Source organism: Halorientalis sp. LT38, from assembly GCF_037031225.1.
GTDB lineage: Archaea > Halobacteriota > Halobacteria > Halobacteriales > Haloarculaceae > Halorientalis > Halorientalis halophila.
This window is the reverse complement of the sequence record NZ_JAYEZN010000001.1, coordinates 392,783-406,049: the sequence shown is the minus strand read 5'-3', so window position 1 is coordinate 406,049 and position 13,267 is coordinate 392,783. Positions and strand designations below refer to the sequence as shown.

At 68.3% G+C, this 13,267-nt stretch carries 15 protein-coding genes; 5 read left to right on the top strand and 10 right to left on the bottom strand.

Annotated features, from left to right (window positions below; genetic code table 11):
- Positions 1-15 precede the first annotated feature (15 nt).
- From U5918_RS02170 to U5918_RS02155, 4 genes are all read right to left on the bottom strand, one after another.
- A complete protein-coding gene (locus tag U5918_RS02170) occupies positions 16-951 on the bottom strand; it encodes an alpha/beta hydrolase (RefSeq protein WP_335999133.1) in 936 nt (311 codons plus the stop codon).
- A 117-nt stretch (positions 952-1,068) separates the two neighbouring features.
- The gene (locus U5918_RS02165) at positions 1,069-2,052 is read right to left on the bottom strand and encodes an ABC transporter ATP-binding protein (RefSeq protein WP_335999132.1); all 984 of its coding nucleotides are present in this window, start codon (positions 2,050-2,052) and stop codon (positions 1,069-1,071) included.
- Entirely contained in the window at positions 2,049-3,026 is a 978-nt protein-coding gene (locus U5918_RS02160) for an ABC transporter permease (RefSeq protein WP_335999131.1), read from the bottom strand. The genes U5918_RS02165 and U5918_RS02160 overlap by 4 nt, the downstream gene beginning before the upstream one ends.
- Positions 3,027-3,070: 44 nt before the next feature.
- Positions 3,071-4,120 (bottom strand): extracellular solute-binding protein, encoded by a 1,050-nt coding sequence (locus U5918_RS02155; RefSeq protein ID WP_335999130.1) that lies wholly within the window; start codon positions 4,118-4,120, stop codon positions 3,071-3,073.
- 67 nt (positions 4,121-4,187) lie between these two features.
- Between U5918_RS02155 and U5918_RS02150 the strand changes: the two genes are divergently transcribed.
- Positions 4,188-4,886, top strand: a complete 699-nt coding sequence (locus tag U5918_RS02150; RefSeq protein WP_335999129.1) for a TOBE domain-containing protein — start codon at positions 4,188-4,190, stop codon at positions 4,884-4,886.
- A gap of 32 nt (positions 4,887-4,918) precedes the next feature.
- Positions 4,919-5,401: a hypothetical protein gene (locus tag U5918_RS02145; protein WP_335999128.1), complete on the top strand. Its 483-nt coding sequence runs from the start codon at positions 4,919-4,921 to the stop codon at positions 5,399-5,401.
- 8 nt (positions 5,402-5,409) lie between these two features.
- Here U5918_RS02145 and U5918_RS02140 read toward each other — a convergent pair whose 3' ends face one another.
- The 3 genes from U5918_RS02140 to U5918_RS02130 are packed head-to-tail and all read right to left on the bottom strand — an operon-like array spanning position 5,410 to position 6,952.
- Positions 5,410-5,799, bottom strand: coding sequence for a PIN domain-containing protein (locus tag U5918_RS02140; protein WP_335999126.1), 390 nt, complete (start codon positions 5,797-5,799; stop codon positions 5,410-5,412).
- Positions 5,796-6,044, bottom strand: coding sequence for an antitoxin VapB family protein (locus U5918_RS02135; protein WP_335999125.1), 249 nt, complete (start codon positions 6,042-6,044; stop codon positions 5,796-5,798). The genes U5918_RS02140 and U5918_RS02135 overlap by 4 nt, the downstream gene beginning before the upstream one ends.
- Before the next feature lie 44 nt (positions 6,045-6,088).
- Positions 6,089-6,952, bottom strand: a complete 864-nt coding sequence (locus U5918_RS02130; protein WP_335999123.1) for a 3-hydroxyacyl-CoA dehydrogenase family protein — start codon at positions 6,950-6,952, stop codon at positions 6,089-6,091.
- Positions 6,953-7,114: 162 nt separating this feature from the next.
- On the opposite strand from U5918_RS02130, the gene U5918_RS02125 reads away from it, so the two are divergent.
- Both U5918_RS02125 and U5918_RS02120 read left to right on the top strand, forming a co-directional pair.
- Positions 7,115-7,933: a class I fructose-bisphosphate aldolase gene (locus U5918_RS02125; RefSeq protein ID WP_335999121.1), complete on the top strand. Its 819-nt coding sequence runs from the start codon at positions 7,115-7,117 to the stop codon at positions 7,931-7,933.
- Complete coding sequence (locus tag U5918_RS02120; protein ID WP_335999119.1) at positions 7,934-8,791, top strand: class 1 fructose-bisphosphatase; 858 nt, start codon at positions 7,934-7,936, stop codon at positions 8,789-8,791.
- Between the two features lie 18 nt (positions 8,792-8,809).
- Here the strand turns inward: U5918_RS02120 and U5918_RS02115 are convergent, their stop codons facing one another.
- Both U5918_RS02115 and U5918_RS02110 read right to left on the bottom strand, forming a co-directional pair.
- The gene (locus tag U5918_RS02115; RefSeq protein WP_335999118.1) at positions 8,810-10,261 is read right to left on the bottom strand and encodes an acetyl-CoA hydrolase/transferase C-terminal domain-containing protein; all 1,452 of its coding nucleotides are present in this window, start codon (positions 10,259-10,261) and stop codon (positions 8,810-8,812) included.
- Complete coding sequence (locus U5918_RS02110; protein ID WP_335999117.1) at positions 10,258-10,827, bottom strand: MaoC family dehydratase; 570 nt, start codon at positions 10,825-10,827, stop codon at positions 10,258-10,260. The genes U5918_RS02115 and U5918_RS02110 overlap by 4 nt, the downstream gene beginning before the upstream one ends.
- Positions 10,828-10,950: 123 nt before the next feature.
- Between U5918_RS02110 and U5918_RS02105 the strand changes: the two genes are divergently transcribed.
- Entirely contained in the window at positions 10,951-12,690 is a 1,740-nt protein-coding gene (locus tag U5918_RS02105; protein ID WP_335999116.1) for an acyl-CoA carboxylase subunit beta, read from the top strand.
- Positions 12,691-12,716: 26 nt separating this feature from the next.
- Here U5918_RS02105 and U5918_RS02100 read toward each other — a convergent pair whose 3' ends face one another.
- Complete coding sequence (locus U5918_RS02100) at positions 12,717-13,187, bottom strand: DUF3592 domain-containing protein (RefSeq protein WP_335999115.1); 471 nt, start codon at positions 13,185-13,187, stop codon at positions 12,717-12,719.
- Positions 13,188-13,267 lie beyond the last annotated feature (80 nt).

Below are 13,267 nucleotides of genomic sequence, written 5' to 3'. Positions count from 1 at the left end.
CCGTCGTTCGGTCAGTCAGTCCTTTACTTTTCTTATCGATTTCGCCCGCCCCAGCTCACGCTCGAAGAAGTCCCGCTCGCTCGTGACGACCGTCTCGAAGAGATCGCCGGTGTAGGGATCGAAATGACCGGCCGGGAACCGCTCCCACTCGACGCGGTCGAGTCGCTGGACCAGCGCCTCGACCGTCGACGAGGGGATGATGCTGTCCTCGGTCGCCTCGGCCACGAAGACCGGGCAGTCCACGTCCGGCGCACTGGTGACGGGGCGGTACAGCCCGACGGTCGCGAGGATGCGGGCGGCACACTCGTTGTCGAACTCCTCGGCCCGACCGTCGGGGATCAGGGAGTAGTAGCCCGATTTCGAATCGGGCGTGTTCAGCACGCCGAACTCGTCGGGTTCGGCGACGATGGGCACGTAGTGCGGGTCCCGCAGCGTCAGCGTACGAACCGCCTCGCGGGCGATGCCCGTCGCGGCTCCGAGAAGGTAGTCGAGGCCCCCTTGCCTGACGAGATGGACGGCCGTGCGAAGGCCGTCGGTGAACGGCACCTGCGCGACGACGGCGTCGACGTCCCCGTCGCGCGCGGCCGTCCGGATCACGTGGCCGCCGCTGAAGGAGGTGCCCCACAGGCCCACGCGCTCGCCGTCCACGGCGTCCAGCGAGCGGACGTGGTCGAGGGCAGCCTGGTAATCCGCCACGTGGCGCCGCCCCGAGACGACGTGCGCCGGATCGCCGTCGCTGTCGCCGAACCCGCGGTAGTCGAAGAGGAGGGCCGCCATACCGGCCTCGGCGAACCGCTCGGCGAAGGCCGGGAGGCGCGCCTCGCGTTCCCCGCCGAACCCGTGGGCCATCACGATCACCGGCGGGTCTTCGACGTCCGTCGGTTCGTACAGCCACGCTGCACACCGCGTGTCGTTGCTCTCGAAGTCGGCGTCTCGTCGCTCGTAGTCCATACGATGTCGACTCACCGCTGCCCGAAGGTGATACGGCCTCCTTGGGGCGGTGTTTTTTATTGCCGTCCCTCGCGTCCGCTTCCGTCCAATACGACGACTGCTTCGACCGACCGCCTGTCACGCCCGACAGGTCGACACGCGGTCGCGGGGGAACGCGAGCGCGACGGCGGTCCCGGGGGCCGGCGGATCGTCGCTGTAGACGGTGACCGGTTCGTTCAGGCCGTCGACCGCGACGGACACGCGGTTGCTGGCCTCCTCGCGCGTGACGCGCTCGACGGTCCCGGAGAGGTCCGGATCCGTCGATCCGAGCACGACGCTCTCCGGCCGGATCGTCAGGTGGGTCGCCCCGGAAGCTCCCTCACCCGACCGGAATCGGTCGGCTCGATCCCCGAGCGCGGCGAGGGGGATGCAGTTGCTTCCCGTGAAGCGCGCCACGAGTGGCGAGGCGGGGCGCTCGAAGACCTCCTCGGGGGTGCCGGTCTGGACTACCGCGCCGTCGTTCATCACGACGATCCGGTCGGCCAGCGCCCGCGCCGTCGTGCGGTCGTGGGTCACGTAGATCGACGTCACGTCGGCGAGCAGGTCCTGCAGATCGTCCCGGAGCGACTGACGGGTGGGGACGTCCAGCGACGAGAGCGGTTCGTCCAGCAGGAGGACCGAGGGGTCGACCGCGAGCGCCCGCGCGAGCGCCACGCGCTGGGCCTCGCCGCCTGAGAGGGTCGGCGGATAGCGGTCGGCCAGGTCGGCCACGCCGAGGTCCGAGAGGAGGGTTCCGGCACCCACCGCCACGTCCCGGTATCGCTGGCCGAAGGCGACGTTGTCGAGGACGGTAACGTGCGGGAAGAGCGCGTAATCCTGGAACACGAACCCGAAGTCTCTGTCCTCGGGCGGGCGGTCGGAGAGTGCGGTCTCGCCCTGACTGACGGTCCCCTCGTGGTCGTGAAAGCCCGCGATCGTCTCCAGCAGGAGCGTTTTCCCACTGCCGCTCGGGCCGAGGATCACGACTGTCTCGCCCTCCCTGACGGCGAAGTCCGCGGCGACGTGGAAGGCGTCGGCTCCGTCGGCCGAGAACGTCGCCTCGACGTCGACTTCGAGCGTCATGCCACCCCCTGTGTCGTCGTCGCGTCGGCAGTCAGCCAGCGCACCAGGAGGAAGATGCCCGCGGAGACGGCCAGCAAGATCGCAGCGACGGCCCCGGCCTCGTCGAGGCCGCCCTGCAGATAGGTGTTGTAGACGAACACCGGAGCGTGCTGGGCGATCACCGGCTCGCCCGCCGGCGGATAGAAGAACTCGACGCTGTAGGCGACGACGGCGACGGCCCCGAACTCGGAGACTGCACGGGCCCACGCGAGGACGCCGCCGGTTACCATGCCCCGAACCGCGAGTGGGCCGGTCACACGTCTGAAGGCCTGCCAGGGACTCGCACCGTGGATCCGGGCGGCGTACTCCAGGCGGTCGTCGACCGACTCGAAGGCCTCCCGAGCGGCGTTGACCGCGTAGGGCGCGCTGACGAACGTGAGCGCCAGCACCATCCCCGGGATAGTTCCCAGCACCGACAGCGACGGGAACGCGCCGCCGCGACCGAAGCCGAAGAGGATGATGATGCCGGCGACGCTGTGCGGGACGACCAGCGGGAGGTCGACCAGACTCTCGACCAGCGGTTGTCCGGCGAAGCCCCGCGAGAGGTGATAGGCCAGCGGCACGCCGAACGCGAGGCTCGCGAGGGCGGCCAAAAGCGGCGCGTAGACGCCGAGATACAGCACCCGGTGGACGCCCGGGTCCGTGGCTTTCTCGGCGATCAGCGACGGCGACTGCCGGGCCGCAAATAGGAGGATCGGGAGGCCGAGCGCGACCAGCAGGACGCTCCCGAGCGTGGCCATCGCGACGCCGAAGAGTCCGCGGCGGGACGCGAACCCGAGGGCCGCGGCGCTCACGACGATGAAGCCGGCGTAGAGGGTGGGGCGGCCCATCGAGTAGGCGGCGGCGAACGCGACCGCCTGGACGGCGACGACCGCCATGGCGACAGACCCCCGGCCGAGCGCGTCGAGCGGGAGCGGTGTCGTTCGTGTGGCCATCTTGATGGGGGTCCCGGTGGGAGCCTACTGAGCCTTCCGCTCGGTCACTCGTCCAGGCGGAGCGGGCCGAGGTTCTCTCTGGCCTCGGCGTGTCGCATCACTCGCTCCGGTACGCTGCTCTCTCCACCGGCGTTGACCGTGGGCGTCTCGACCGGCTGAAGCCCCTGATCCCGCAGGACCTGCTTGCCGGGTTCGGTGATCATGTACTCGACCCACCGCGCGCCGTTCTCGGGATTCCGGGCGACACCTGGAACCGTCATCCCGTAGGCGATCGGGGCGCCGACGTACGTCGCGTCTCCCGTCTCGACTTCCGCCTTCGCGTAGTGTTCGGCGTACTTCGTGGTCGCCTTCGAGAGGTCGACCTGTGGCTGGAGGTCGACGTACGGCAGGTCCGAGGAGGAACTGATCGACTGGTAGTAGAACACGTAGTCGAGTTCGCCGCTTTTCAGTTGCCCCTCCAGATTCGTCTCCGTCCCCGTGGGCACCGTGGAGTTCTCGCGTAGCTCTCGGTAGGTCGCGTCGTCGTAGAGCCGGCTCCCCTCGAACTCCTCGGCCCCGAGTTGCTGTGCCATCACGGCCCGGTAGCCACCCGGGTCGACGGCCGGATCGCTGTGCCCGATGGTCACGTCGTCGCGGGAGAGGACGTCCCACCAGTTGTCCTCGCCGATCTCGTCAGCTCCGGGCGAGTCCGGCCGGTACTGGATCGACATGGCGTTGGTGGTGAACACGATGAGCCACTCGCCGTACTCACCCAGAACGCTGTCGCGGATGAGCCGGAAGTCGGACACCCCCAGTACGTCGGCCCGCCGTCCCTGTTCGGTGATCTTCTTGGTCGAGGCGACCGACCCCTTCGCCTCTCTGGTCACGTCGATGCCCGTCTCCGATTCGAACTGCGACTCGACCGTGCCGAACGGCGGTGCGAGGCTGCCCGCGTGGAAGGCCAGCAGCGACCCGGGCGAGTCGCTGCTGCCGCTCCCGCCGCCGATGCACCCGGCCAGGGCGGCCGCCCCAGTCGCCCCCGCCGACGCGAGGAATCCCCGACGTGTCCGCTCCGTCGACCCCGCCCCGTCGGGCGTTCCGCTTCGTTGTGCCATAGTCGATATAACGCCGTTGTGTGGCCCTTGACATAACAGTTTTGTCAGCGCTCGGTAATCACGGAGTATGGACGTCTCCCCGGACTTCGACGTGCAACTCGGTCGCGAGGGGGTCGCACTGGGGCGCCGGGACCGGGAGTTGCTGGCGGCTATCGCCGAGCACGGATCGCTGAACGCCGCCGCCGATCGGCTGGACCGCTCCTACGCGCACGCCCAGCGCCGCGTCGTCGAACTGGAGGAGGCGTTCGGCCCGCTGGTCGAACGCAGTCGCGGCGGTGGTGGCGGGGGCGGGAGCGAACTCACCGACCGGGCGCGGGAGTTGCTGGCGACGTTCGACCGCCTCCGGGCCGAGTTCGCCGGCGTGGCCGAGGCCGAGCGCACGGTCGTCTCCGGGACGGTCGTCGAACGCGACGGGGAACTCGCCACCGTCGAGACCCCTGCCGGGAGAATCCGGGCTGTGACGCCCCCCGACTGCACCGACGTCGCCGTCACGATCCGGGCGGACGCGGTGACGCTGAACCGACCAACCGAGGCTCCCGAACCGGGCGGCACGAGCGCTCGCAACCGGTTCGACGGAACTGTCGAATCGGTCGACCGCGGGGAGACGCTCGCACGCGTCGCGATCGCCGTCGATCCGGACGTCTCCCTCACCGCGCTCGTGACCGCGGAGAGCGTAGAGCGCCTGGCTCTGGCGCCCGGAACCGCTGTCGTCTCGACGTTCAAGGCGACCGCCACCCGCGCCGTGGCGCGAGACGGGCGATATTAACGCTTACCCCGCCGGGCCGACTCCCCGGAGGTATGCCGACGATCTCGGAGCTCTCGGACGTGCTGGACTGGGCCGCCGTCACGGCGTTGCGCGCGATCGACGAACGCGACGGGGCCGGGCTGGACGCGCTCGTCGACGCGACCGGACTGGACCGCGAGCGCGTCGCGAACCGGTGTCAGCAGCTCTCGACGCTCGGACTCGTCACCGAGACGGAAGTCGACGGAGGGACCGTCTACGAAGTGACCGGCTCCGGCCACGGCGCCATCGGCTCCGGCCTCTACGACGAGTACGATCTCGTGGGGGAGGCGGATCTCGACGAACTGGCGGCGCAGGTCGCGGAGTTGTTGGAACGCCGTGACGAGTTGCAGGCACAGGTCGAGGACCTGGAGCGCGACGCCGTGGAACTCAGGGAACGCGCAGAACTGCAGTTCGGCGACCGCGCGGACGTGAGCGAGGAGTTCGAGTCCCTGCTGGCGGACGTGAAATCGCTGGAACGGGCGCTGGACGAGGGGTAATTTCTCCGTCAGTAAGGAACCACTTCGATGCCGTCGATGCGCTCGAAGTGATCGGCGTTGTTCGTAACGACCGGGACGTCGTAAACACGGGCGGCCGCACCGATCTGCACGTCGGCGGTTTCGATTTGCTGTCCGGACTGTCGGAGACCCGCGCTGATAGCACCCGCCTCCATCGCACACTCGCGATCGAACGGGAGTTCGTGTACCCCTTCCAGGAGCTCTCTGACGACCTGTTTTTCCTCACCTGACGAATCAGCGAGGTGAATCCCCTCCCAGAGTTCCATGATCGTGACTGAACTGACCTGAGCCGGCCCACTCCGGTCGACGGTTTGCAGCAGTTCGTCGATTCCCTCCTCCCCCCGCAACACGTCGACGAGAAACGACGTATCGAGAATCATCCGTCGAACTGCTCGGCGACGTCGCGGACCCGGTCGTCGTGTTCCGCCGAGCGCTCCGTTCGCCTCGATTCGACGACGTCCGCGAGTTCTTCACCCGTCTCCCCGTCGAGTACACCGTAGTACTCGGCCAGTTCGACGCCTTCGGTCAGCCGCCGGACTACGTCGCTAAAGCTCTCGTCCTCTCGTTTTTCCGCCTTCAGGCGCTCGTACGCGTCGTCGGCGAGCGAGATCGTCTTCGTCCCCATACGTGTATGTACGTGTACTCGGAAACAAAAAGTTTCGGCGCGTCCTATTCCTCGTAGTCGTAGAATCCCTTCCCCGATTTCTTGCCGAGGTCGCCGGCCTCGACCTTCCGCTTGAGGAGGTAGGGGGGCTGGTAGCGGTCGCCGAGTTCCACGTGGAGCGTCTCCATCGCGTCCAGACAGATGTCCAGGCCGATGTGGTCGGCGAGTTCGAGCGGGCCCATCGGGACGTTCGTGCCGAGTTTCATCCCGCGGTCCATGTCGGCCTTGTCGGCGACGCCCTCGTCGAAGGCCCGGATGCCCTCTGCGATCCAGGGCATCAGGACGCGGTTCGTGACGAACCCGGGCTTATCGTCTGACTCCCAGGTGGTCTTGCCCACGTCTTCGGCCAGGTCGTGGGCCAGCTGGACCGTCTCCTCGCTGGTCCGCTCGCCGACGACGACCTCGACGCCCTCCATCAGCGGGACGGGGTTCATGAAGTGCAGACCGACGATCAGGTCCGCGCGCTCGGTCGCGCTCGCGATGGAGGTGATCGAGAGGGTGCTGGTGTTGGTGGCCAGCACCACGTCCTCCGGAACTGTGTCGTCCAGGTCCGCGAACACGTCCCGTTTGATGTCCATGTTCTCGACGATGGCCTCGACGACGAAATCACACTCCGCGAGGTCCGCGAGGTCGGTGGTGCCGGTCACGCGGTTCCGTGCGGCCTCGGCCTCCTCGCTGGAGAATTTGCCCTTCTCCTCGAACCGGGAGAGGCTGGACTCGATGCCTTCCAGTCCCTGCTGGACGAGGTCGTCCTCGACGTCGCGCATGACGACGTCGTAGCCGCTTGTGGCCGCCGCCTGTGCGATGCCGTGGCCCATGGTTCCCGCGCCGACGACGCCCCAGGTCTCGATCTCGTCGAATTCGCGCATGGGGTCACTCCGACCGCGGCGTGGGTAAGTGTAGCGTCACCTGCCGCTTCGATGACCAGTCCCGCGCCGACCCGAGCCCGGTCGTTCACTCGGAGCAGAGTGAACTCCCGCGCGGGCGTCTCCAACACAATTATTAGCGAACGTGGGGGAGAAAGAGGTGAGATGATCCCTATCGACGACAGCCCCCTGACCCGGGACGGGAAGGTGCTGATCCTGGCGTACGACCACGGCCTGGAGCACGGCCCGGTCGACTTCGAGGACGTACCGGAGAGCGCGGACCCCCAGCGCGTCTTCGACGTGGCGACCCACGACGCGGTGACCTCCCTCGCGGTCCAGAAGGGCGTCGCTGAAGCGTACTACCCCTCCTACGAGGACGACGTGGACCTGCTGGCGAAACTAAACGGCACGTCGAACCTCTGGCGCGGCGAGCCCAACTCCGCCGTGAACTGGACGGTCGACTACGCCCACGAGGTCGGCGCCGACTCGATCGGCTTCACCGTCTACGGTGGCTCGAACCACGAGATCGAGATGGTCGAGGAGTTCCGCGACGCCCAGGAGCGGGCCCACCGCGAGTACGACATGCCCGTCGTCATGTGGTCCTACCCGCGCGGCCAGGGCCTCCGGAACGCCAAGACCCCCGAGAGCATCGCCTACTCCGCCCGCCTGGGCCTGGAACTGGGTGCGGACGTGGCGAAGGTCAAGTACCCCGGCAGTCAGGACGCGATGGAAGAAGCAGTCAGAATGGCCGGCAAGACGAAAGTCGTCATGTCCGGCGGCTCGAAGCGCTCGGACGAGGAGTTCCTCTCGAACGTCAAGAGCGTCATCGACGCCGGCGGCGCGGGACTGGCGGTCGGCCGGAACGTCTTCCAGCGCGAGAACCCCGAGCGCATCCTCGACGCCCTGGAGCAGGTGATCTTCGAGGAGTCCTCCGTCGAGGCCGCCCTCGCGGCCGCGGAGGGCGCGGCCCCCGAAGCCGAATAGATGCGCGACGCAGTCTCGCGGATCGTCGACGCCGTCGCCGAGACCGCCCCGGAGGTCCGGGCCGGCCTGACCGGTAGACGCGAGTACGAGACCGACGAGAACCCCTCGGGTGAGCAGATGCTGGCGGCCGACCTCCACGCCGACCAGTTACTCGAAGAGCGCCTGCTCGCCATCGACGGCGTAGCCAGCTACGCCAGCGAGGAGCGCGAGGACGTCGTCGAGAGCGGCCAGGGGGACTTCCACGTCGCCTGCGACCCGCTCGACGGCTCCTCGAACCTGAAGTCCAACAACGTCATGGGGACCATCGTCGCGGTGTACGACGAGCCGATCCCCGCGCCCGGGTCGGCGCTCGTCGCCTCGGGCTACGTCCTCTACGGCCCGATCACGACGTTCGTACTGGCCCGCGAGGGCACCGTGACCGAGTCCGTCGTCGAGGAGACCGACGACGGCGTCGAGCGGCGCGTCGTCGACGAGGACGTGACCATTCCGGATGATCCGGTCGTCTACGGCTTCGGTGGCCGCGTCCCGGACTGGCACGAGGACTTCGAGGCGTTCGTCCGCGAAATCGAAGACGAACTGAAACTTCGCTACGGCGGCGCGATGATCGGCGACGTCAGCCAGGTCATCGAGTACGGCGGCATCTTCGCCTATCCCTCACTTACCTCGGCCGAGAACGGCAAACTCCGCCTGCAGTTCGAGGGCAACCCGATCGCCCACATCGTCGAGTGCGCAGGCGGGCGGTCGTCGGACGGCGAGCAGTCGCTGCTGGAGGTCGAACCCGACGAACTCCACCAGCGCGTCCCCGTCCACGTCGGCAATACGGAACTGATCGAGCGGCTCGAAGCCGCGCTCGCGTAGCGTCCGTCGCTGCTTTTCTCACCCCGTCCAGTCGAAGGCCGCATCGAGGTCGTGCGGTTCGTGGCCACCACCGTCGAGCGCGCGGTCGAGGTACGCCTCCAGTCGCTCGCGGTAGTCCGGGTCGGCGCAGTTTTCGATCAGCAGGCGGGCGCGTTCCCGCGGGCTGGTTCCCCGGAGGTCGGCCACGCCGTGTTCGGTGACGACGGCGTCGACGTCGTGTTCGGTGTGATCGACGTGGGGGACCATCGGGACGACCCGTGAGAGGTCGCCGCCGGCGGCCGTCGACGGGAGCGCGATCACCGACAGCGCGGCGTTGCGCGTGTAGTCGGCGCTCCCACCGATCCCGTTGAGCACCCGCGACCCGTCGACGTGCGTGGAGTTGACGTGCCCGTACACGTCGACTTCGAGGGCGCTGTTGACCGCGATCACTCCCATCCGGTCGATCAGGGCGGCCCGGTTCGAGACGTCGGCGGGTCTGAGTACCACGTCCTCGGCGTAGCGGTCGGCGTCGGCGAACAGGCGGTCCTGCCCTGCTTCCGAGAGGGCCAGCGAGGTTGCGCTGGCCGACCGCAGGCGTCCGTCGTCGAGCAGGTCGAGCAGGCCGTCCTGGATCACCTCCCCGAAGTACACGAGGTCGCGGTCGCCGAAGTCCGCGTCCCCCAGCGCACCCATCAGGGCGTTGCCGAGGCTACCGACGCCGAACTGGAGGCGCACCGAGTCGGTACAGATGGGCGACCGCTCGACTTCCGCCTCGAGGAACTCCCGGAGGTGAGCCGCGATCGCCCCGTCGGCGTCGGTCGGATCGCGGAACTCGTAGGGCTCGTCGCGGCGCTCGGTCTCGACGACGGCGGTCAGGTCTTCGGGGTCGAACCGGATCCGCGACTCGCCGATGCGCTCGCCCGGCTCCGAGAGCGGTACGGGGTCGCGGTCCGGCGGATTTTCGGGCCGATACACGTCGTGGAACGCGGCGAGGTCCCGCGGCTGCGCGCGATTGACTTCGACGATCAACTCGTCGGCCTGCTCGACCCACGCCGCGGTGTGCCCGAGCGAGGTCGAGGGGACCAGCCAGTCCGCGCCGACGGCGACCGCCTCGACCACGGCCACGTCGGGGTCGGCGAGCCCGCCGAAGGCAACCTCGTCGGCCAGCGTCGCGATGTGCCGGTCGGCGAAGGCGATCGACTCGTCGTTGACGGCCTCGCGGGCCGGCGGTCTGGCCTGGTAGGGGAACCGTCGCTCGATGGCGTCGGCCTCGACGAGCGCCACGTCGATCTCCTTCCCGACGCTCCCCCCGCTGACGACCGTCAGCGAGAGGTCCCGGTCGGATTCGGCCAGCGCAAGGGGGACCGCCTTGGGGTAGCCGACGCTGCCGAACCCGCTGGTCAGGACGGTCGCGTCGGCGTCGATCCCGGCAGCGGCCGTCGCGGCGTCGACGACCGGGAGGTCGCCCTCGATCCGTGACGGCGGGGTCACTGCAGGTCCTCCGGCTGGGTGCCGATGCCATCTGGCCACCCCGTCGGCGCCGCCGCGGAGGGCTCGGCGAACTCGCGTTTGAGTACCATCGGCGTCCGCTCCAGGGAGAGCACCAGTTCGTCGTCCTGGTTGAACGCCCGGAGTTCCGTGGTCACGAGGCCGACGTGCTCCCTCGATTCGGACTCCCGTTTGTCGAGCACTTCGCTCTCGGCGAACAGGGTATCGCCGTGGAACACCGGGGCGTGGTGGCGCACGTCGTCGTAGCCGAGATTCGCCGTCGCGTTCGCGGAGACGTCGATCACGCTCATCCCGACGACGAGGGCGATGACGAAGGTGCCGTCGACGAGGCGCTCGCCGAACTCCGTCTCGGCAGCGTAGGCCTCGTTGAAGTGCATCGGGTTGGCGTTCATCGTCAGGTTGGTGAACCAGACGTTGTCGGTCTCGGTCACCGTCCGGCCGTAGGGGTGTTTGTAGACGTCGCCGACGCTGAAGTCCTCGAAGAAACGGCCCTGCCAGCCCGCGACGAGTCGTCGGTCCCGTTCGGAGTCGTCCGCGTCCTCGGTCATATCTCCGTGTCTCGCGCCGGCGTTGTGACGGTACCGGTGGCGGCAGCCGCGCCGCTATCGGGCTGCGGTCGCGTCACGTGACGGGGGAAAACGGTTTCACGCCGCTGGACACAGTCGTGGCCAATGAAGGTCCGCATCCCGGGGGGCGCCGACGACGACGAGATCGCTGCCATCGCCGAGGCGCTCGCCCAGCACGTCGAGGACACGGTCGAACTCTACGTCGGCGACGCCTCCGAACCCGCGCTCACCCACTCCGCGAGCGACGGTTCGGACGGCGGCGAGCCCGGAGATGCCGAAGATCTCGGGCCGACCGACCGGGAGCGTCGCCTGCGCGAGGAGATCGAAGACATCGAAGCGGGCGGCCCCGAGAAGTACCGCGACCGCCTCGAGGAGCAGGGGAAGCTGTTCGTCCGCGACCGGCTCGATCTCTGGTTCGGGGATGACGGGGTGGCCTTCGAGGACGGGAAGTTCGCGAACTTCGATGCATTCCACGGCAAAGAAGACGGCGACCGCCTCCCCGCCGACGGCCTGCTGACCGGCGCCGCGGAGTTCGAGGACCGGGACCTCCACTTCATGGCCAACGATTTCACCGTGAAAGCCGGAAGCATGGCCGAGAAAGGCGTCGAGAAGTTCCTCCGGATGCAACAGCGCGCGCTGAAGACCGGCAAGCCCGTCCTCTACCTGATGGACTCCTCGGGGGGCCGGATCGACCAGCAGTCGGGCTTCTTCGCCAACCGCGAGGGGATCGGCAAATACTACTACAACCACTCGCGGCTCTCGGGCCGCGTGCCGCAGATCTGCGTCCTCTACGGCCCCTGCATCGCCGGCGCGGCCTACACCCCCATCTTCGCAGATTTCACCGTGATGGTCCGGGACGTGAGCGCGATGGCCATCGCCAGCCCGCGGATGGTCGAGATGGTCACCGGCGAACAGATCGACCTGCAGGACCTGGGCGGCGCGGAGATGCACGCCCGCCACACCGGCAGCGCGGACCTGATCGCCGAGGACGAGGCCCACGCCCGCGAACTGGTCGCGCAACTGCTCACCTACCTCCCGGACAACAGCGACGAGAAACCGCCGAAAACGGCCGGGACCGAGCCGGCGAAATCCCCGACTGGAATCGACTCGGTCGTTCCCGCGGAACCGAACAAGGGCTACGACATGACCCGGGTCATCGAGCGGGTCGTCGACGCCGACTCGTTCTTCGAGTTGCGGCCCCAGTACGGCGCGGAGATCCTGACCGGCTTCGCCCGGGTCGACGGTCGGCCGGTCGGCATCGTCGCCAACCAGCCAGCCCGCCGCGCCGGGGCCATCTTCCCCGACGCCGCCGAGAAGGCCGCCCAGTTCGTCTGGACCTGCGACGCCTACGACGTCCCCCTCATGTACCTCTGTGACACGCCGGGGTTCATGGCCGGGTCGGACGTCGAGAAGGACGGCATCCTCGAACAGGGCAAAAGAATGATCTACGCCACCTCGGCGGCCACGGTGCCCAAGCAGTGCGTCGTCGTCCGGAAGGCCTACGGGGCGGGGATCTACGCCATGTCCGGCCCCGCCTACGATCCCGAATCCACCATCGCGCTCCCGTCGGGGGAGATCGGGATCATGGGGCCCGAGGCGGCGATCAACGCGGTCTACGCGAACCGGCTGGCGGCTATCGAGGACGACGAGGAGCGGGCCGAACGCGAGCGGGAACTCCGCGAGCAGTTCCGCGAGGACATCGACGTCCACCGGATGGCCAGCGAGGTGGTCATCGACGAGATAATCCCGCCCAGCGACCTCCGGACGGAACTGGCCGCCCGCTTTGCCTTCTACGAGGACGTCGAGAAGGATCGCCCGAGCAAGAAACACGGGACGGTCATATAGAGACGTACCCTCCTCTGACCCGCTTCTCAGCGGTTCCGGCCCGAGTACAGCCCCCCCAGGGTCAGCAGGAGGCCGATGCCGATAACGAGGAAGGGCTTGTTACTGCGCTCGCGCAGGAGGAAGGCCTCGCCGGGCGCGTCCGGTGCCACGTAGGCCGTCACATCGTCCTCCTGTTCGTACCCTTCGAGCTGTTCCCGTGCGGCGTCCTCGGTTCCGAAATCCCGGCTGAGCGGACCCGGGTAGACGTTCGAGGCCGTGTGGGATTGCCCCTCGTAGGTGTACTCGAACGTCGCCTGGGGTTTGTAAGCCACACCGCGGCGCTTGTCGACCTCCTCGACGCCGGTCGACGTGACCGTCGCGTTCACCTCGACCGCCGCGTCGAGCGCCGAGGACTGCTCGACGTAGCTGTACCCGCCGTATCCGACCAGCGCGAGGCCGCCCAGCACCAAGAGGGCAATTCCGAGCGGGCTGGACGGACCGTTGATTTCGAATCCCATACCGGAACCACCGCTTCGGGGGTGGTATAAGCCGGGGCGGAGTTTCTCGTCCTGAAACTGTCCGTGGCGCGGCGGCGCGA

What these genes read in the sequence shown, in the direction of transcription:
- U5918_RS02110 (WP_335999117.1), bottom strand. Translation starts at nt 10,827, where the DNA reads ATGACCGAGGACGCGGACGACTCCGAACGGGACCGACGACTCGTCGCG.
- U5918_RS02125 (WP_335999121.1), top strand. Translation starts at nt 7,115, where the DNA reads ATGATCCCTATCGACGACAGCCCCCTGACCCGGGACGGGAAGGTGCTG.
- U5918_RS02135 (WP_335999125.1), bottom strand. Translation starts at nt 6,044, where the DNA reads ATGGGGACGAAGACGATCTCGCTCGCCGACGACGCGTACGAGCGCCTG.
- U5918_RS02170 (WP_335999133.1), bottom strand. Translation starts at nt 951, where the DNA reads ATGGACTACGAGCGACGAGACGCCGACTTCGAGAGCAACGACACGCGG.
- U5918_RS02120 (WP_335999119.1), top strand. Translation starts at nt 7,934, where the DNA reads ATGCGCGACGCAGTCTCGCGGATCGTCGACGCCGTCGCCGAGACCGCC.
- U5918_RS02105 (WP_335999116.1), top strand. Translation starts at nt 10,951, where the DNA reads ATGAAGGTCCGCATCCCGGGGGGCGCCGACGACGACGAGATCGCTGCC.
- U5918_RS02145 (WP_335999128.1), top strand. Translation starts at nt 4,919, where the DNA reads ATGCCGACGATCTCGGAGCTCTCGGACGTGCTGGACTGGGCCGCCGTC.
- U5918_RS02165 (WP_335999132.1), bottom strand. Translation starts at nt 2,052, where the DNA reads ATGACGCTCGAAGTCGACGTCGAGGCGACGTTCTCGGCCGACGGAGCC.
- U5918_RS02160 (WP_335999131.1), bottom strand. Translation starts at nt 3,026, where the DNA reads ATGGCCACACGAACGACACCGCTCCCGCTCGACGCGCTCGGCCGGGGG.
- U5918_RS02140 (WP_335999126.1), bottom strand. Translation starts at nt 5,799, where the DNA reads ATGATTCTCGATACGTCGTTTCTCGTCGACGTGTTGCGGGGGGAGGAG.
- U5918_RS02150 (WP_335999129.1), top strand. Translation starts at nt 4,188, where the DNA reads ATGGACGTCTCCCCGGACTTCGACGTGCAACTCGGTCGCGAGGGGGTC.
- U5918_RS02130 (WP_335999123.1), bottom strand. Translation starts at nt 6,952, where the DNA reads ATGCGCGAATTCGACGAGATCGAGACCTGGGGCGTCGTCGGCGCGGGA.
- U5918_RS02155 (WP_335999130.1), bottom strand. Translation starts at nt 4,120, where the DNA reads ATGGCACAACGAAGCGGAACGCCCGACGGGGCGGGGTCGACGGAGCGG.
- U5918_RS02100 (WP_335999115.1), bottom strand. Translation starts at nt 13,187, where the DNA reads ATGGGATTCGAAATCAACGGTCCGTCCAGCCCGCTCGGAATTGCCCTC.